Annotated in this window: 17 protein-coding genes; 8 read left to right on the top strand and 9 right to left on the bottom strand. The window is 70.6% G+C overall.

Annotation, left to right across the window (positions count from 1 at the left end; genetic code table 11):
• The first annotated feature begins 28 nt into the window (after window positions 1-28).
• A complete protein-coding gene (locus F4554_RS17985) occupies window positions 29-541 on the top strand; it encodes a MarR family winged helix-turn-helix transcriptional regulator (RefSeq protein WP_179788644.1) in 513 nt (170 codons plus the stop codon).
• A gap of 34 nt (window positions 542-575) precedes the next feature.
• Here the strand turns inward: F4554_RS17985 and F4554_RS17980 are convergent, their stop codons facing one another.
• The 3 genes from F4554_RS17980 to F4554_RS17970 form a co-directional block, all read right to left on the bottom strand.
• The gene (locus tag F4554_RS17980; RefSeq protein WP_179788643.1) at window positions 576-1,370 is read right to left on the bottom strand and encodes an SDR family NAD(P)-dependent oxidoreductase; all 795 of its coding nucleotides are present in this window, start codon (window positions 1,368-1,370) and stop codon (window positions 576-578) included.
• Window positions 1,371-1,648: 278 nt separating this feature from the next.
• Window positions 1,649-1,849: a DUF397 domain-containing protein gene (locus F4554_RS32285; protein WP_179788642.1), complete on the bottom strand. Its 201-nt coding sequence runs from the start codon at window positions 1,847-1,849 to the stop codon at window positions 1,649-1,651.
• Window positions 1,846-2,721: a Scr1 family TA system antitoxin-like transcriptional regulator gene (locus F4554_RS17970; protein ID WP_179788641.1), complete on the bottom strand. Its 876-nt coding sequence runs from the start codon at window positions 2,719-2,721 to the stop codon at window positions 1,846-1,848. The genes F4554_RS32285 and F4554_RS17970 overlap by 4 nt, the downstream gene beginning before the upstream one ends.
• Window positions 2,722-2,913: 192 nt before the next feature.
• Between F4554_RS17970 and F4554_RS17965 the strand changes: the two genes are divergently transcribed.
• The 6 genes from F4554_RS17965 to F4554_RS17945 all read left to right on the top strand — a co-directional run bounded on the left by F4554_RS17965 (window position 2,914) and on the right by F4554_RS17945 (window position 8,277).
• Window positions 2,914-3,246 (top strand): hypothetical protein, encoded by a 333-nt coding sequence (locus tag F4554_RS17965; protein WP_179788640.1) that lies wholly within the window; start codon window positions 2,914-2,916, stop codon window positions 3,244-3,246.
• A 605-nt stretch (window positions 3,247-3,851) separates the two neighbouring features.
• Window positions 3,852-3,974, top strand: a complete 123-nt coding sequence (locus tag F4554_RS33120; RefSeq protein WP_272955885.1) for a hypothetical protein — start codon at window positions 3,852-3,854, stop codon at window positions 3,972-3,974.
• Between the two features lie 96 nt (window positions 3,975-4,070).
• On the top strand, window positions 4,071-4,367 hold the full coding sequence (locus F4554_RS17960) for a hypothetical protein (protein WP_179788639.1): 297 nt from the start codon (window positions 4,071-4,073) through the stop codon (window positions 4,365-4,367).
• 117 nt (window positions 4,368-4,484) lie between these two features.
• Window positions 4,485-4,835 (top strand): cytidine deaminase, encoded by a 351-nt coding sequence (locus F4554_RS17955; protein ID WP_179788638.1) that lies wholly within the window; start codon window positions 4,485-4,487, stop codon window positions 4,833-4,835.
• A 15-nt stretch (window positions 4,836-4,850) separates the two neighbouring features.
• A complete protein-coding gene (gene era / locus F4554_RS17950) occupies window positions 4,851-5,780 on the top strand; it encodes a GTPase Era (RefSeq protein WP_337796088.1) in 930 nt (309 codons plus the stop codon).
• Between the two features lie 103 nt (window positions 5,781-5,883).
• Window positions 5,884-8,277, top strand: coding sequence for an ATP-binding cassette domain-containing protein (locus tag F4554_RS17945; protein WP_179788637.1), 2,394 nt, complete (start codon window positions 5,884-5,886; stop codon window positions 8,275-8,277).
• A gap of 77 nt (window positions 8,278-8,354) precedes the next feature.
• Here the strand turns inward: F4554_RS17945 and F4554_RS17940 are convergent, their stop codons facing one another.
• Window positions 8,355-9,341 (bottom strand): GNAT family N-acetyltransferase, encoded by a 987-nt coding sequence (locus tag F4554_RS17940; protein WP_179788636.1) that lies wholly within the window; start codon window positions 9,339-9,341, stop codon window positions 8,355-8,357.
• A gap of 240 nt (window positions 9,342-9,581) precedes the next feature.
• Between F4554_RS17940 and leuA the strand changes: the two genes are divergently transcribed.
• Window positions 9,582-11,285, top strand: a complete 1,704-nt coding sequence (gene leuA / locus F4554_RS17935; protein WP_179788635.1) for a 2-isopropylmalate synthase — start codon at window positions 9,582-9,584, stop codon at window positions 11,283-11,285.
• A 42-nt stretch (window positions 11,286-11,327) separates the two neighbouring features.
• Here leuA and F4554_RS17930 read toward each other — a convergent pair whose 3' ends face one another.
• The 5 genes from F4554_RS17930 to F4554_RS17910 all read right to left on the bottom strand — a co-directional run bounded on the left by F4554_RS17930 (window position 11,328) and on the right by F4554_RS17910 (window position 16,170).
• Complete coding sequence (locus F4554_RS17930) at window positions 11,328-12,461, bottom strand: Gfo/Idh/MocA family protein (protein ID WP_179788634.1); 1,134 nt, start codon at window positions 12,459-12,461, stop codon at window positions 11,328-11,330.
• Entirely contained in the window at window positions 12,458-13,231 is a 774-nt protein-coding gene (locus F4554_RS17925) for a ThuA domain-containing protein (RefSeq protein ID WP_179788633.1), read from the bottom strand. Before F4554_RS17925 ends, F4554_RS17930 begins: the two co-directional genes overlap by 4 nt.
• Window positions 13,228-14,262 carry a LacI family DNA-binding transcriptional regulator gene (locus F4554_RS17920; protein ID WP_179788632.1) on the bottom strand — a complete coding sequence of 345 codons (1,035 nt, stop codon included), beginning with the start codon at window positions 14,260-14,262 and terminating at the stop codon, window positions 13,228-13,230. Before F4554_RS17920 ends, F4554_RS17925 begins: the two co-directional genes overlap by 4 nt.
• 231 nt (window positions 14,263-14,493) lie before the next feature.
• A complete protein-coding gene (locus F4554_RS17915) occupies window positions 14,494-15,108 on the bottom strand; it encodes a malonic semialdehyde reductase (protein WP_179788631.1) in 615 nt (204 codons plus the stop codon).
• A 66-nt stretch (window positions 15,109-15,174) separates the two neighbouring features.
• A complete protein-coding gene (locus F4554_RS17910; RefSeq protein ID WP_179788630.1) occupies window positions 15,175-16,170 on the bottom strand; it encodes a LacI family DNA-binding transcriptional regulator in 996 nt (331 codons plus the stop codon).
• Between the last annotated feature and the right edge of the window lie 113 nt (window positions 16,171-16,283).

Here is a 16,283-nt window from a genome sequence, read left to right as displayed (position 1 = left end):
TATACTTAACCAGGGTGAAAGGATAACCATGGTTAAGCAACGTGGGCAAGCACATCTGCCGGAGCCGCCCGCAGGGGTTCCGGACGACGGCCTGCACCAGACGGCCAACTCCCTGCACTCCGCGGCGCTGCGCCTGCTTCGGGTCGCCCGCACGGCCGACGCGGAGATGGATCTGGACGGCCCACGAGCCTCGCTCTTGTCGGTCCTGGTGTTCGGCGGCCCACGGTCGGTGGGAACGCTGGCGCGGATCGAGCAGGTGTCCGCGCCGGCGATCACCAAGTCGGTCACGGCGCTGGAAGACCTCGGACTGGTCGAGCGCACACCTGACCCGGGAGATCGCCGGGTGGTGCTCGTCGCGGCCACGCCGGCGGGCCGGCGGTTGCTGGAACGCGGGCGGGCGGCGCGGGTGCGTGCCGTCGCCGACCTGTTGTCCGGCCTGTCCGAACGAGACCTGGCCACCCTGCGCCGTGCTGCCGCGCTGGTCGGCCGCCGGCTCGCAGCCGACCCCGCGACCGACCCCCCGACCGACGAGGAGCCCTGATCCGCAGGACAGACCCTGAGCGTCTCCGGGCGTCCTACGCCGACAGGCCGCCGTCGACGACGTACGTCGCCCCGGTGACGTAGGAGGCCTCGTCGCTGCCGAGGAACAGGATGACCTGGCCGATCTCGCGGGGGTCGGCGTGGCGCCGCAGCAGGGTCGGCGTCTGCCGCTGGAGATGTTCGCGGGCCTGTTCCGGCGTCTCCCCGGTGGCCTCCGCCCGGCGGCGTACATGGAAGTCCGTCAGCGTCGGGCCCGGGCAGACGGCGTTGACCCGGATGCCGTCCGCGGCATGGTCGTACGCCATCGCGCGGGTCATGGCCAGCAGGCCCGCCTTCGTCGCGTCGTACTGCGCCATCCCCGAGCGGCCGGCCAGTGCGTTGGCGGAGGAGACGTTGACGATGCTGCCGCCGCCGCGACGGGTCAGCTCGGGTACCGCGAACTTCGCGCAGTACGCCGCCTGCAACAGGTTGCCGCGGACGATGTAGTCCCACGAGGCCGGGTCCGCCTCGGTCACCGGCCCCCAGACCCGCACCCCGGCGACGTTGGCGAGGACGTCGAGGCCGCCGAACGCGCCGACGGTCTCCTCGACCGCGCGCCGTGCCTCCGCCTCCTCGTCCAGCCGCGCCGCCACGGCCAGAACCCGGCGACCTTCCGGGTCGATTTCGTCGGCCGCCCGCTTCGCGGCGGATTCGTCGACGTCGACCACCGCGACCGAGGCGCCGTGTTCGGCGAACAGCCGTGCGGTCGCCGCGCCGATTCCGCCGCCGCCCCCGGTCACGAGAACGACCTTTCCCGCAACCCGGCCGGATGTGTTCCCGGATGTGTTCATGGTGATCATCCTGGCCGAGGTGAATCCGGCTGGTCCAGCCTGCCGACCGGCCGAAACCGTCCACGTCGTAATCTTCCGAGCTGGTTTCCGGCCGACCGGATCACGGAATTCGTGATGACAGAAGACTCACCATCTCTCATGTGAGTGCGGCGTCACGAACAACGATGGCCACCGGAATACATCCGGTGGCCATCGGGAGTTGGGGAGGACGCGACGGCGCCTACTTCTCCTGGTGGAGCCGAAGGCGCCGTCGCACCCGAGGTGTCATGACGAATGCCTCAACGGGGAAGGTCGTACTTTCCGGCCTTGACGTCGCCGACGAACGCGACCCAGGCCGCCGGAGAGACGGCGAGCACGCCGCGATTCCGGTCCTTGGTGTCGCGAACACCCACGCGGGCGGCCGATGTGCCGACCTCCACGCAGTTGCCACCGTTGTTGGAGTAACTGGCCTTCTTCCAGCCGCTGAACTGCTCACTCACGATGAGATCCTTTCCATTTCTGCTGCCGCCTCGGTGAGAAGAGCGGCACTGTCCTCGGTTGACAGCGCCGCCTTCTGGAGACGCTCCCACAGGCTTTCATATTGTCCGACCTCGTTCCCTTCCATGAGAACGACATCGGCCGTCAACGTGTCCACGGCAGCCACAACGGGGTCCTTACGGTCTTCGAATGTGTAAAGACTGAAAGGGCCCCTCGGGACCATGTAGCCGTGCACTTTCGCAGAAACCGGGAGCACCCGGAGAGTGACACGCCGTCGGGAGCCGACCGAGGCGAGATAGTGCAACTGCGAGGCGAGAATCTCCGGTGGTGCGGAAAAGCCGCGGGCCACCACCTCGTGAATAATGACTTCGTAACTTTGCGGTCCGTCGGGGTCCCACAGCATCGTCTGCCGGCCCGACCGCGCACGCAGGACCGCCTCGGACGTGGTGGGGATCGACCCCACCAGCGTCAGGTCGTCGGTCTCGCACACCGACTGGGTGTAGGCCTCGATCTGCAGCAGGCCCGGGACGATCGTGCTCTGGTACTCGCGGATCGTCTGTGCGCCGGACTCGAAGTCGGCGTAGGTGGCCTGCCGCCGGTCCATCGGCTGCGACGTCCACCAGCCGTGGACCGCCGCCGTCCGGGCGAGCTCGACGAGTTCGGCGCGATCGTCACCAGTGACGTCGAGCGCGTCGGCGATCTGCCGGATGACGATCTCGTCCGGTCTGCCCTGGCCGTTCTCCAGCCGGCTGATCTTCGCCGCCGAGACGCCGATCTCGTTGCCGAGCTTGGCGTGGGTCAACTTCGCGCGTTCGCGTTGCTCGCGCAGCTCCCGGCCGAGCCGGTGCCGGCGAACCGTCGGACTGCTTCTCACCCGTGCTCCCTGTCGCCGCTGAGTACCCGGGCGCCCTGGTCCCGGGCCGTGGGGTACTTTCCCGTCCTGTACGGAGTGTCACCACTTTTTACAGAACGTCGCCAAATGAGGTTTGGATCATAGGCGGTGGAGCATCATCAATCCTGCCGAATGATGCAGATTCGGCGAGAACCCGAGTTCCGGTGGGGAGGCATGATGATCGGAACGACCTGGCACGACCAACCCCGGGCCATCACCGACCGGCACGCGCCGTGCACCGCTGCCGCGGGCCGGATCGCCGCCGAACTGGCCGACCGGTTCGAGCCCCTGGGGATCGACGCCGCTCCGTTGTGGGACGAGCGCCGAGACCGCTGGGGAGTACGAATCGTCGAACCCGCGAACGGCCAACTCCACATGCATGTCTGGTTGGACGACGACCACTGGACCTGGGTACCCGGGTGCGCGTGGTCGGCGGCCGCCGACGACTACGACCGTGTGGTCCGCTTCGCGCTGACCTGGGTCACCGAGCACCGGGTGGTCGTGTGATGGCCACCTTCGAACTCCCGCCGCGTCGACTGGCTCGACCCCCGAAGTCCTTGGCGCGGCGGGCTTCCAAACTGGCCGGCCCGGGGACGTCCCCGGCCCATTCCCTGCGTTCCCGGGTCGGCCGCACCACCCTGACGGGTACGCCCAGCACCGCCACCACCGTGCGGGACGTACTCCGCGAACGCGCCATCGCCCGCGACCTCGGCCCCGAGGCCGTCGACGCGCTGGCTCGCGACATGGTCATCCGGCACACCCCGGAGTGGTCCGGCCTGCGCCTGCGTCGCTGGCGTGGCCTTCCCGTACCCACGTTGCGCCGGCCGGTGTGTGCCGACTGCGCCGGGGTCTGGCCCTGCGCGCACGTGCGCTGGGCCGAACGCCGTACCACCGCCACAACCACCAAGACCGGCGGTCGAATGCCGCGCCGTCACTCCGGCGCCAGGGCGGCCGGGTCGTCGGCGGCCACCACGAACCCCCCGCTCGCCCCGTCCACTAACAAAAACCTGATTAGGGACGGGCGGGGTCGGAAAGAAGAAGTAAGTCCCCCCGGGCGAATGACTTTGGCAGAAGTGACGCCCGGAAACCCCCTGATGAGAGGACGTTAAGCCATGCAGGCTTTCACCGCTACCCCCGGCAACGGCTCCAGTTCCGTCGACGAGACCCTCTTCGGCAGCACGGGTGTCCAGCGTGACCAGCTCACTGGTGAGCGGCTGGGCGACCCCCGGGCCTGAGCCCCGAAGGACGGGCCCTCGGACAACGGCGTTCGGGGGCCCGCCCCTGGCCCTGCACGGGGAGGGCCAGGGGCAACTTCACGTTCTGGATGATGCATGAACGCGCTACAGCACCTCTACGAGACCAACCCTGAGTTCGTGTCCTACCTGCTCGACGCACTGTTCGTCGCGGCGGTGGGCTACATGGTGTCCTGCCACCTGCATCCGGACGTCGACTGCCGATGGTGCAAGGGCACCGGCAAGCACCGGAGCTTCATCTACAAGCGTGCCCGACGGCCGTGTCACAACTGTGGTGGCACCGGCAGGACCCGCCGCTTCTTCGCCTGGGCGACGGACATCGGTCAGCCGCGTCAACGAGGCGCCCGCTGGTTCAAGTCGAAGCGGCACATCTAGGGTCTCTCCCAGGTCGGCCCGATGATCGCCGACTCGCCGACTCGCCGAGCGGTGCTACACCCTGGATGCTATGGATCACGCGTCACCGGTTCGCGGCCCGCAGCCTAGGATCGCCGGGTGACCAGTGCCGAGCTCGATCCCGAAGACGCCAAGATCATCACCCTGGCCCGCTCCACCCGAGCGCGCGCCGGAGCGGCCGAAGGCGCCGGTGTCCGCGACACCACCGGCCGCACCTACACCGCCGCGACGGTGAATCTCCCCTCGCTGCGGCTGTCCGCCCTCCGGCTCGCGGTGGCAATGGCGGTGTCCAGCGGCGCCGACGGCCTGGAGGCCGCGGCCGTGGTCACCGAGGCGGGCGAGGCCACGGCCGAGGACGTCGCCGCGGTGGCCGACCTGGCCGGCGCCGGCGTCCCGGTCCTGGTTGCCGGTCCGGACGGGACCGTCCGGACGGTCGCCCACAGCGGATAGGGGACAATCGGCCGGGTGAGCGAGGCTACGACGCAGTTCCGCAGCGGGTTCGCCTGCCTGGTCGGACGACCCAACACCGGCAAGTCCACGTTGACGAACGCCCTGGTCGGTCGGAAGGTGGCCATCGCGTCGTCCCGTCCGCAGACGACCCGGCACACGGTGCGGGGGATCGTCAACCGGCCCGACGCCCAGCTGGTCCTGGTCGACACCCCAGGTCTGCACAAACCGCGCACCCTGCTCGGCGAGCGCCTGAACGCGCTCGTCCTCAGCACCCTCGGCGAGGTCGACGCGGTGGGGGTGTGCCTGCCGGCCGACGAACGCATCGGGCCCGGCGACCGCTTCCTGGTCAACGAGATCGCGAAGGTACGCCGGCGGCCCACGGTGGCGATCGTCACCAAGTCGGACCTGGTCCCCCCGAACCGCATGGTCGAGCACCTCACGGCGGTCGAGGCGATGACAAAGGACACCGGTGTCGAGTGGGACGACATCATCCCGGTGTCGGCGCAGGACGGCACCCGGGTCGACGTGCTCGCCGACCTGCTCGTCGGCAAGCTGCCGCCGGGCCCGCCGCTCTACCCCGAGGGTGAGCTGACCGACGAGCCCGAGGAGGTCCTCGTCGCCGAACTCATCCGCGAGGCCGTCCTCGAGGGCGTCCGCGACGAGCTGCCGCACTCCGTGGCCGTGCTGGTGGAGGAGATGGGGCTGCGGGAGAACCGCCCCCAGGACCGGCCGCTGCTCGACATCTACGCCCACCTGTTCGTCGAACGCCCCAGCCAGAAGGCGATCGTGATCGGCGCCAAGGGCCGGCGGCTGGTGGAGGTGGGCACCACGGCGCGCAAGCAGATCGAGACGCTGCTGGGTACGCCGGTCTACCTCGACCTGCGGGTCAAGGTCGCCAAGGACTGGCAGCGCGACCCCAAGCAGCTACGCCGGCTCGGTTTCTAGGACGGACCTGAGCGGGAGCTGAGCAGGAATCGAGAAGCGCGCGCGTCCGCGGCCCGGCTAGCTTTGGCTGTCGAGGACCTGACGCCGCACAGATGGAGACCCGATGAGCAAGGCCCCAAAGACGGCCGCGCAGCCGCCCGTGCCGCACGTCGCCGACAGCCACGACCTGATCCGCGTCCAGGGTGCACGTGAGAACAACCTCAAGGACGTGAGTGTCGAGCTCCCGAAGCGCCGGCTGACGGTGTTCACCGGGGTCTCCGGCTCGGGCAAGAGCTCGCTGGTGTTCGCCACCATCGCGGCCGAGTCGCAGCGGATGATCAACGAGACCTACAGCGCGTTCGTGCAGGGGTTCATGCCGACGCTTGCCCGGCCGGAGGTCGACCTGCTCGACGGGCTGACGACGGCGATCATCGTCGACCAGGAGCGGATGGGCGCCGACCCGCGTTCCACCGTCGGAACGGCCACCGACGCGAACGCCATGCTGCGCATCCTGTTCAGCCGGATCGGCAAGCCGCACATCGGATCCCCGCAGGCGTTCTCCTTCAACGTCCCGACCCGGATCGCGAGCGGGGTGATGAGGACCGAGAAGGGCCAGACCGAGCAGAAGTCGGTCGTACGCAACGCCGTCTACCAGGGCGGCATGTGCCCGCGCTGTGAGGGCATGGGCAACGTCAGCGACATCGACCTGAGCGCGTTGTACGACGAGAACAAGTCGCTCAACGAGGGCGCTCTCACCATCCCCGGCTACAGCATGGACGGCTGGTACGGCCGGATCTTCCGCGGCTGCGGCTACTTCGACCCGGACAAGCCGATCCGGAAGTTCACCAAGAAGGAACTGAACGACCTCCTCCACCGCGAGCCGACCAAGATCAAGGTCGACGGCATCAACCTGACGTACGCCGGACTGATCCCGCAGATCCAGAAGTCCTTCCTGTCCAAGGATGTCGACGCCCTCCAGCCGCACATCCGCGCCTTCGTGGAGCGGGCGGTGACGTTCGCGGTGTGCCCGGAGTGCGGCGGCACCCGGCTGAGCAAGGAGGCCCGGTCGTCGAAGATCAACGGGAAGAACATCGCCGACCTGTACGCCATGCAGATCAGCGACCTGGCCGACTGGGTACGCGACCTCGACGAGCCGTCGGTGGCACCGCTGCTCGCCGGGCTGCGGCACCTGCTGGACTCGTTCTCCCGGATCGGGCTGGGCTACCTCTCCCTGGACCGGCCGGCCGGCACGCTGTCCGGGGGAGAGGCGCAGCGGACGAAGATGATCCGCCACCTCGGCTCGTCCCTCACCGACGTCACCTACGTCTTCGACGAGCCCACCATCGGGCTGCACCCGCACGACATCGCGCGGATGAACGAACTCCTCCTGCAGTTGCGGGACAAGGGCAACACCGTCCTGGTGGTGGAGCACAAGCCGGAGACGATCGCGATCGCCGACCACGTGGTCGACCTCGGCCCCGGTGCGGGCACCGACGGCGGCACGGTCTGCTTCGAGGGCACCGTCGAGGGGCTCCGGGGCAGCGACACCGTCACCGGCCGCCACCTCGACGACCGGGCGAGCCTGAAGCCGTCGGTGCGTACGTCCGCGGGCGCGCTGAAGGTCCGCGGCGCGTCCACGCACAACCTGCGCAAGGTCGATGTCGACCTCCCGCTCGGGGTGCTCTGCGTGGTCACCGGCGTCGCCGGCTCCGGCAAGAGTTCGCTGATCCACGGCTCGGTCGCCGGCCGCGACGGAGTGGTGGTGATCGACCAGCGCGGGATCCGGGGGTCGCGGCGGAGCAACCCGGCGACCTACACCGGCCTGCTCGACCCGATCCGCAAGGCGTTCGCCAAGGCCAACGGTGTGAAGCCCGCCCTGTTCAGCGCCAACTCCGAGGGTGCCTGCCCCGCCTGCAAGGGCGCGGGGGTGATCTACACCGACCTGGGCGTCATGGCCACGGTCGAGTCGCCCTGCGAGGAGTGCGAGGGGAAGAGGTTCCAGGCGTCGGTGCTGGAGTACACCCTGGGTGGGCGCAACATCGCCGAGGTGCTGGCGATGTCGGTGGCCGAGGCCGAGGAGTTCTTCGGCGAGGGGGAGGGGAGTACGCCGGCCGCGCACCGGATCCTCGACCGGCTGGCCGACGTCGGGCTCGGCTACCTCCACCTCGGCCAGCCGCTCACCACGCTGTCCGGTGGCGAACGCCAGCGGCTCAAGCTCGCCGCCGCGATGGCCGAGAAGGGCGACGTCTACGTCCTGGACGAGCCGACCACCGGCCTGCACCTGGCCGACGTCGAGCAGTTGCTGGGCCTGCTGGACCGGCTGGTCGACGCGGGGAAGTCGGTCGTCGTCATCGAGCACCACCAGGCGGTGATGGCGCACGCCGACTGGATCATCGACCTCGGCCCCGGTGCCGGGCACGACGGTGGCCGGGTCGTCTTCGAGGGCACCCCGGCCGACCTCGTGGCCGCCCGCTCCACCCTCACCGGCGAGCACCTTGCGGCCTACGTCGGCGCCTGACCGGGATCCCAGGACCCGAACGACCACCGGGAAACGTCCGGGCGTACGCCGCAAAAGGCGTACGCCCGGACGTTCCCTCACACGGCCCGCTGCCAGCCGAGGTGGCGGGTGACGATGCGGTACCCGAGCGCCTCGTTGACGCCGATCATGTGGGCGTTGGACTCGGCGTTCCAGGTGTCCAGCCAGCGGATCGCGGGCTCGGCGGCGCGCAGCCAGGTGACCATGTCGGCCTTCAGCAGCATGCCGAGCCGGTGGCCGCGGTGGGCGCGCATGACGGCGGTGTCCCACTGCCAGGCCCACTCGGGCTGGTCGACCGGCCGGCCGACCACCGTGTGGCCGGCCAGCGGTCCGTCGGTGCCCTGCCGGGCGATCACGCGGTAGAGCTTGTTGCCCGCGGCCTCCTGCGCCGCCTCGAACCCGCGCACCCGCTTGCCGTCGAACACCTCGTCCTCGATGTCGAGGTCGTCGGTGGGCGCGTCGTTGATCGCGGCGGACATCTCCGCCACCTCGTCCAGCAGGTCGTCGGGGACCGGGCCGTCCATCCGGATCAGCGTGTAGTCGCGGGCGGCCTCGGTGGCGCGCGCCCGCAGCTCCTCGACCCGCGCCGGGTCGACCTCGGTGAAGTCCTGGCGCCGCTGCACCTCGATGCTGGCGCGGGTGAAGCCCATCGCGGTGGCGAACGCCGCCGGCCCCTCGGCGTCCAGCGTGCCGGTCGTGACGAGGCGGCGGCCGGTCGCGCGTACCCGGGCCAGGCCCTCCTCGAACAGCGCCCGCGCGCGCCCTTCGCGGCGTTTGTCCGGATGCACCGAGACGCCCATGCCCGCCATGTGAGTGTTGTCGCGCTGGGAGAAATGCAGGTGCAGCGAGCCGGTGACCTGCCCGTCCTCGATCAGCAGCCAGGCCTCGCCCGGCTCGCCGTCCCAGCCGTGCCGCAGCGAGGAAACGAAGCCGCGCTCGGTGGGCGGCGGATCCCACGGGGTGTCGGCGGTGCGGGTGGCCCGGTGGAAGGACAACGCGGCGGCGACGGCGGCGGTGTCGTCGGGGTCGAGGCGCTGGAGTTTCATACCGCACAGGGTGCGGGCGGGAGCGGCGCCGGGCAACCGGATTTCGCCGGGTTGAGGAGGGGGCTTGCCGGGCCCGCGTCGTACGGGTCTAAGCTGGCGAACCTATGTGGTACGCAGGACTCCTCCTTCGCTGCCGCGGCGGGGCCCTCTAGGCCGGGCTCCTCGTCGCGGGCTGCATGACGTCCCGGCCGGACCGAAGCGTCATCCCGCCACCCGCCACGAAGCGAGGGACCTCTTCCGATGCCACATCGTCAGCGGCCGAGCCGCATGCCCTTCCACCGCTACTCCGCGTTCCCGCCGGTCGACCTGCCCGATCGCACCTGGCCCAACGCCCGGATCACCCAGGCGCCCCGGTGGCTGACCACCGACCTGCGTGACGGCAACCAGGCCCTGATCGATCCGATGAGCCCGGCCCGCAAGCGCCGGATGTTCGACCTGCTGGTCCGGATGGGCTACAAGGAGATCGAGGTCGGCTTCCCGTCGGCGTCCCAGACCGACTACGACTTCGTACGCGCCATCATCGAGGAGGGGCTCGTCCCCGACGACGTCACGATCTCGGTGCTGACCCAGGCGCGCGAGGACCTGATCGAACGCACCGCGCAGTCGCTGGTCGGTGCCAAGCGCGCCACCATCCACCTCTACGCCGCCACCGCCCCGATGTTCCGCCGCGTCGTGTTCGGCGTCGACCGGGACGAGTGCCGCGAGATCGCCGTGCAGGGCACCGAGTGGGTGGTGAAGTACGCCGAACAACTGCTGGGCGACACCGACTTCGGCTACGAGTACAGCCCGGAGATCTTCGTCGACACCGAACTCGACTTCGCCCTGGAGGTGTGCGAGGCGGTGATGGACGTGTGGCAGCCCAGCCCCGGCCGGGAGATCATCCTCAACCTGCCGTGCACCGTCGAGCGGTCGACGCCCAACGTCTACGCCGACCAGATCGAGTGGATGAGCCGCAACCTGTCCCGGCGTGAGCACGTGTGCCTGTCGGTGCACACCCACAACGACCGGGGTACGGCGGTGGCCGACGCCGAGCTGGCCGTGCTGGCCGGCGCGGACCGGATCGAGGGCTGCCTGTTCGGCAACGGCGAACGCACCGGCAACGTCTGCCTGGTCACGCTGGGGATGAACCTGTTCTCCCAGGGCATCGACCCGCAGATCGACTTCTCCGACATCGACGAGATCCGGCGCACGGTGGAGTACTGCAACCAGCTGCCGGTGCACCCTCGCCACCCCTACGCCGGCGACCTGGTCTACACCGCGTTCTCCGGCTCCCACCAGGACGCCATCAAGAAGGGCCTGGAGGCGCTGGACAAGGCCGCGGCGAAGGCCGGTGTGCCGGTGGACGAGTTCCCCTGGGAGGCGCCGTACCTCCCGATCGACCCGAAGGACGTCGGCCGGTCCTACGAGGCCGTGATCCGGGTCAACTCCCAGTCCGGCAAGGGCGGGGTGGCCTACGTCCTGAAGGCCGAGCACCAGCTCGACCTGCCGCGCCGGCTGCAGATCGAGTTCAGCAAGGTCGTGCAGGCCTACACCGACGAGGAGGGCGGCGAGGTTCCCTCCGCGCAGATCTGGGCGACCTTCGAGCAGGAGTACCTCCGCACCGACGGGCCGTTCTCCCTGAACACGGTGCACACCTCGGCTGCCGACGGCGCCCGCGACGCGCTCACCGTCACGGTCGAGCACAAGGGAAAGCAGCGGGTGCTCAGCGGTGAGGGCAACGGCCCGATCGCGGCGTTCGTGGACGCCATCAAGCAGGTCGGCGTCGACGTCCGCGTCCTCGACTACAGCGAGCACGCGCTCGGTGTCGGTGGTGACGCCACCGCCGCGGCGTACGTCGAGTGCGAGGTCGGCGACGGCGTCTACTGGGGGGTCGGCATGGACGCCAACATTCTCAGCGCCTCGCTGAAGGCCGTACTGTCCGCTGTCAACCGCGCCTTGCGCTGAGGTCAGCGCAAGGCGCGGTTGACACCCGAGCCGGTCAGCCGGTCAGCCGGGCGGCGTGAGCGAGGTCCAGCCGGTGAGCGCTTCCAGGACGGGCCCCTCCGCGCGCGCCTTGGCCTGGGCGTACGCCTCCTCCAGCACGTCGGCCACCAGGACGCGCCGGCGGTCGCGGGCGGACTCGATGGCGGCGTACACCATCGCCAGGCTGGCCACGTTGTCGCGGGCGGTGCCCATCGGGGTCGTCCCCGTCCGCAGGGCGGCGACGAACTCCCGCAACGAACCGGCGATACCGGGGTGCGGATCCGCCTCCGAGGTGTCGCCCTCCGGCGCGGTCTCCCCACCCTCGACGATCTCGAGGGTGGGGAGACCGTCGCCGTCCCACAGTGCGGTGCCGTGCTCGCCGCTGGCCCGCCACGCGGCGTTCCACGAGGTCTCCTGGCCGGGGCTGCACCAGCTTCCGGTGTAGACGTAGCGCAGTCCGCCGTCGAACTCGAAGATCGCGGTCGCGGCGGCGTCGCCGGCGTACCAGCTCCAGCCGGGGTTGTACTCCTCGCAGTAGACCGCCACCGGGTCCGCCTCGAGCAGGAACCGCGCGCTGTCGAAGGCGTGGATGGCCATGTCGAGCACCAGCGGGTGGTCCATCGCGTCCCGGAACCCGCCGAAGTGCGGCGCCTTGAAGAACTCTGCGGTCAGGATGCCGAGCCGGCCGAGCTGCCGCAGTTGGCGGCGGAACGCGAACAGGTTGGCGTCGTAGCGCCTGCTCTGGCTGACCATGAACAACCGGTCGTACGCCTGCGCGGCCGCGGTCAGCTCCAGCGACTCGGCGAGGCTGGCCGCGAGCGGCTTCTCGCCCAGCACCGGCAGGCCGCGCCGCAGCGCCTCCATCGTCACCGGGTGGTGTGCCTCCGGGATGGTCACGTCCACCACGAAGTCCGGCCGCACCTGGTCTGCCAGCGCCTCGACCGTCGGCCCGGTCGCGACGTCGCCCGCGCCGGCCTGCTCCAGTGCCTCCTTGGCCCGGGCGACGTCGAGGTCGGCGACGCCGACGAGTTCCACCTCCTCGTACGCCAGCAGCGTGCGCAGCCACCCGCGGCCCATGCCGCCGGCGCCGACCTGCAGCGCCCGCAAGGGCCGGTTGACAGCTCCGGACGTCTCGCCGGATGCCGTGTTGGACGTCATGCGCGGGCCTCCGAGCCGTCGGCGTTCTCGTACCAGCCGGTGGGGCAGTTCCGCAGCCGCGGCAGGTCCCGGGGGGACTCCACCGGCGCCACCCACTTCACGGCGTTCGCGATCACCCGGCGGACGTCGGGGTGGTGGTAGACCGGGTAGGCCTGGTCACCGGGGGAGAAGTAGAAGATGCGCCCGTTGCCGCGGTGGAAGGAGCATCCGCTGCGGAACACCTCGCCGCCGCTGAACGAGCTCACGAACACGAGCTCGTCCGGGTCGGGGATGTCGAACACCTCGCCGTACATCTCCTGCTCGGGAATGACGATCGGGCTCGGCACGCCCTCGGCGACCGGATGGTGCGGCTTGAGGGTCCAGACCAGCTCACGGTCGTGCTCACTGCGCCACCGCAGCGAGCAGGTGGTGCCCATCAGCGTGCGGAAGATCTTCGAGAAGTGCCCGGAGTGCAGGACGACCAGGCCCATCCCGCCGAGCACGTGCCGCTGCACCCGCTCGACCACGTCGTCGGCGACCTTGTCGTGGGCGGCGTGCCCCCACCAGGTGAGGACGTCGGTGGCGGCCAGCACCTCCTCGGTCAGCCCGTGCTCGGGCTGTTCCAGGGTCGCCGTACGGACCTCGACCTGGCCCTTCAGGTTCTCCTCGATGCCCGCGGCGACGGCGCCGTGGATGCCCTCGGGGTAGCGGGCGCGCACCGCCTCCTCCCGCTGCTCGTGGACGTTCTCGTTCCAGACGGTGACGCGGATCGTGCGTGCGGTGTCAGTCATGGAGCTCCTCGGCTCGGAAGGGGAACTGGCGCTGCGGGAGCGGCGGTGCTCCCGCGCTCGTTCAGCACCGGCGGCAACAGCACCGGTTGGGCAGGGGTGCCGGAGATCGCGCCGACGACGAGGGCGACGGCGTGTTCGGCCATGGCGGCCACGGGCAGGTCCACGAAGGACAACGAGGGAGAGGCACGCCGTGCGGTGGACTCCGCGGCCACCGCCAGCACGGACAGGTCGGCGGGCACACGCACGCCGTCGGTGGCGAGGACCTCCTCGACGGTGGCGAGCGCCTCCTGGTCGTACACCACCAGCGCGGTGATCGCCGGGGAGGCGGCCAGCAGCCGCCGGACGCTCCCGGCCACCTCGCGGCGAACCGGCCCGGTCGGCTCGGCCACCAGCGACACCGAGTGCCGCGCCGCCGCGTCCTGGGTGGCCCGCGAGGTGCGCAGGGCGTAACCCAGCCCGCGTTCGTACGCCCCCGCGTTGGGGCCGAGCATTCCGACGCGGCGGTGCCCGAGCCGAGCCAGGTGCTCGACGCACAGGACTCCGGCCGCGGTGAAGTCGAGGTCGACCCACGGCAGTCCCTGCGGGTCGGCCGGCCGCCCGAGCAGAGCGGCGGGGATGCCGAGCTCACGGATGGTGGCCACCCGGGAGTCCTCGACCTCGACCTCCATCGGGAGTACGCCGTCGGCGAGCGCGCTGTGGGTGATCCGGCGCAGCCCTTCGTCGCCCTCGTCGGCGGTCATCAGCAAGACGTCGTAGCCGTAGCCGCGGGCGGCGATGGTGACCGCGGTGACGAACGCCATTCCGACCGAGACGGAGAAGTAGTCGGCGGCCGGCATCACCAGGGCGAGGATCTGGGAGCGGCGGCTGGCCAGGGCCTGGGCGCCCGCGTGTGGCCGATAACCGAGCGCGTGGATGGCCGCCTGCACGCGGTCGCGGGTCTCTGCGGAGATGCGGCGCTTGCCGCTCAGGGCGTACGACACCGTGCTCACCGAGACCCCGGCACGTTCGGCGACGTCCTTGATCGTCGGCATGGCGTCCTCCCCGATGCGCCGGATGCCCGACCGGAGCGGCCCGCACGGATGAGGCGGGCTGGGGCACCAAACGGTGAGTTGAAGCGGTTCGACAACGAAACTAACCAGCGTGGTCACCGGCTGTCTATGGCGCGAACGCCCTCGGCCGGAGCCGGTCAACGGGGGACCGGCGCCGGCCGAGGGCGCTGTCGTCGTACCGCTTTCGCGGGGACGGAGAGGGGAGCCGCCGGATCAGATCGAGGTGACGACCTCGTCGTAGCCGAGCCGGGGGAGCCGGTCGCGCCAGGCGTTCTCGCCGGGACGGCCGATGTTGACCACTGCGAGGGAGCGGTGCCGGCCGTCGGGGAAGAACTCCGCGTCCACGCCGGCCCTGTCGAAGCCGGTCATCGGGCCCGCGGCCAGGCCGGCGGCGCGGACGCCGAGGAGGAAGTAGCCCACCTGGATGGTGGCGTTGAACTGCGCGGAGGTGTGCCGCCGCTCGTCGTCGGCGAACAGGTCCTTGACGTTCGGCGCGTGGGGTACGAGGCGGGGCAGGTGGTCGGCGAACTCGGTGTCCGCGGCGAGGATCGCGGTCAGCGGCGCGGCCGCCGTCTTGGCCCGGTTGCCCTCCGCCATCAGCGGCAGCAGCCGCTCGCGGGACTCGGGTGTCCGCAGCACCAGGACACGCAGCGGTTGCTGGTTGAACGCCGTCGGCGCCCACTTGACCAGCTCGTAGATCTCGCGCACCGTCTCCTCGCTCACCGGTTCGTCGGTGAAGCTGTTCGCGCTGCGGGCCTCCCGGAAGAGCAGGTCGGCCGAGCGCGGGTCGATCCGGACGTCGTCGCGGGTCAGGTCGCTGACTGTCATCAAGTCCTCACCTCGAAGTGCGTGTCGATGTGCGTACGAGCGTGAGGAACGTTATTGACACTTCAACTATTCCGTGGGGCCGGTCCCGATCAGTCCGCCCCGGTCGCCGGGCCGGCCGGGCTCGCCGGTCCCACCGGGCTCGCCCGAGATCGCCGCCATCGCGAGCCGCACCGCCGTCCGGGTCATCTGCGCCACCGGGAGCTCCCAGCGCGGGAGCCCGGGCACGCCGGGGCGCTCGCGGGTGCTCGCCACGGCCACCACCGGCAGGTCGACCGGTACGCGGTAACCCTGCTCGCGCAGGATCTCCACCAGCCCCGGCACGTCGTGCACGGTGACCAGCGCCGAGGGCGGGTCGTCGACGTCGAGCAGCCGGCGCACCCGGCCGGCCAGCGTACGCGGGGAGTTCGAGGACCGGATCACCGTGAGCTCGGCGTCCGCGTCCCGGGCGCCGAGGCGGGCGCCGGCCAGACCGCGCCGGGCGTAGCTCACGCCCTCGCGGAACTCGGTGTCGGTGGAGGCCACGAACCCGATCCGGCGGTGCCCGGCCCCGGCGAGCATCCGCACCGCCTGCGCGGCCGAGCCCTCGAAGTCGAAGTCGCACCAGGGCAGGCCGCTCGGGTCGTCCGGGCAGCCGAGGAGCGCGGTGGGGAACCCCAGCTCCCGGACCACCGGGATCCGCGGGTCGTCGGTCAGCACCGACATCAGGACCGCGCCGTCGGCCAGCCGGCTGCGGGCCACCCGGCGTACGTCGGCCACGCTGTCCTCGCCGGTGAGCAGCAACAGGTCGTACTCGTGCTCACGCGCGGCGGCGCTCAGGTCGTGCACGAACCGCCAGCGCAGCGGGGAGTAGGTGCCCTCGGAGGGAACCGAGACCGCGAGGACGCGGGTCGCCGCCCCGCGCAGCGCCCGGGCGCCGACGTGCGGCTGGTAGTCCAGGTCGCGGATCGCCTGGTGCACCGCCTCGCGGGTCTGCGGGGAGATGCTGCGCCGGTTGGACAGGACGTACGACACCGTGCTCGGCGCCACGCCCGCCAGCCGGGCGACATCGGCGATCGTGGCCACCGGCCGTCCCTTCGTCAGTGGGTTCGTTACTGCTCTGTTGTCGAATCATTTCGACAGGAATGGACGCTAGAAGGCGGGTCACGAACGTGTCAAGACACCGGCCCGTGTCCGGT

This window comes from Actinopolymorpha rutila (genome assembly GCF_013407855.1).
Lineage (GTDB): Bacteria > Actinomycetota > Actinomycetes > Propionibacteriales > Actinopolymorphaceae > Actinopolymorpha > Actinopolymorpha rutila.
Note: the sequence above shows the minus strand (reverse complement) of the source record. Positions and strands in the feature narration are given on the sequence as shown.

Coding starts and splice junctions, on each gene's coding strand:
- F4554_RS17985 (WP_179788644.1), top strand. CDS start 29: ATGGTTAAGCAACGTGGGCAAGCACATCTGCCGGAGCCGCCCGCAGGG.
- F4554_RS17980 (WP_179788643.1), bottom strand. CDS start 1,370: ATGAACACATCCGGGAACACATCCGGCCGGGTTGCGGGAAAGGTCGTT.
- F4554_RS17965 (WP_179788640.1), top strand. CDS start 2,914: ATGATGATCGGAACGACCTGGCACGACCAACCCCGGGCCATCACCGAC.
- F4554_RS33120 (WP_272955885.1), top strand. CDS start 3,852: ATGCAGGCTTTCACCGCTACCCCCGGCAACGGCTCCAGTTCCGTCGAC.
- F4554_RS17960 (WP_179788639.1), top strand. CDS start 4,071: ATGAACGCGCTACAGCACCTCTACGAGACCAACCCTGAGTTCGTGTCC.
- F4554_RS17945 (WP_179788637.1), top strand. CDS start 5,884: ATGAGCAAGGCCCCAAAGACGGCCGCGCAGCCGCCCGTGCCGCACGTC.
- F4554_RS17940 (WP_179788636.1), bottom strand. CDS start 9,341: ATGAAACTCCAGCGCCTCGACCCCGACGACACCGCCGCCGTCGCCGCC.
- leuA (WP_179788635.1), top strand. CDS start 9,582: ATGCCACATCGTCAGCGGCCGAGCCGCATGCCCTTCCACCGCTACTCC.
- F4554_RS17930 (WP_179788634.1), bottom strand. CDS start 12,461: ATGACGTCCAACACGGCATCCGGCGAGACGTCCGGAGCTGTCAACCGG.
- F4554_RS17925 (WP_179788633.1), bottom strand. CDS start 13,231: ATGACTGACACCGCACGCACGATCCGCGTCACCGTCTGGAACGAGAAC.
- F4554_RS17920 (WP_179788632.1), bottom strand. CDS start 14,262: ATGCCGACGATCAAGGACGTCGCCGAACGTGCCGGGGTCTCGGTGAGC.
- F4554_RS17915 (WP_179788631.1), bottom strand. CDS start 15,108: ATGACAGTCAGCGACCTGACCCGCGACGACGTCCGGATCGACCCGCGC.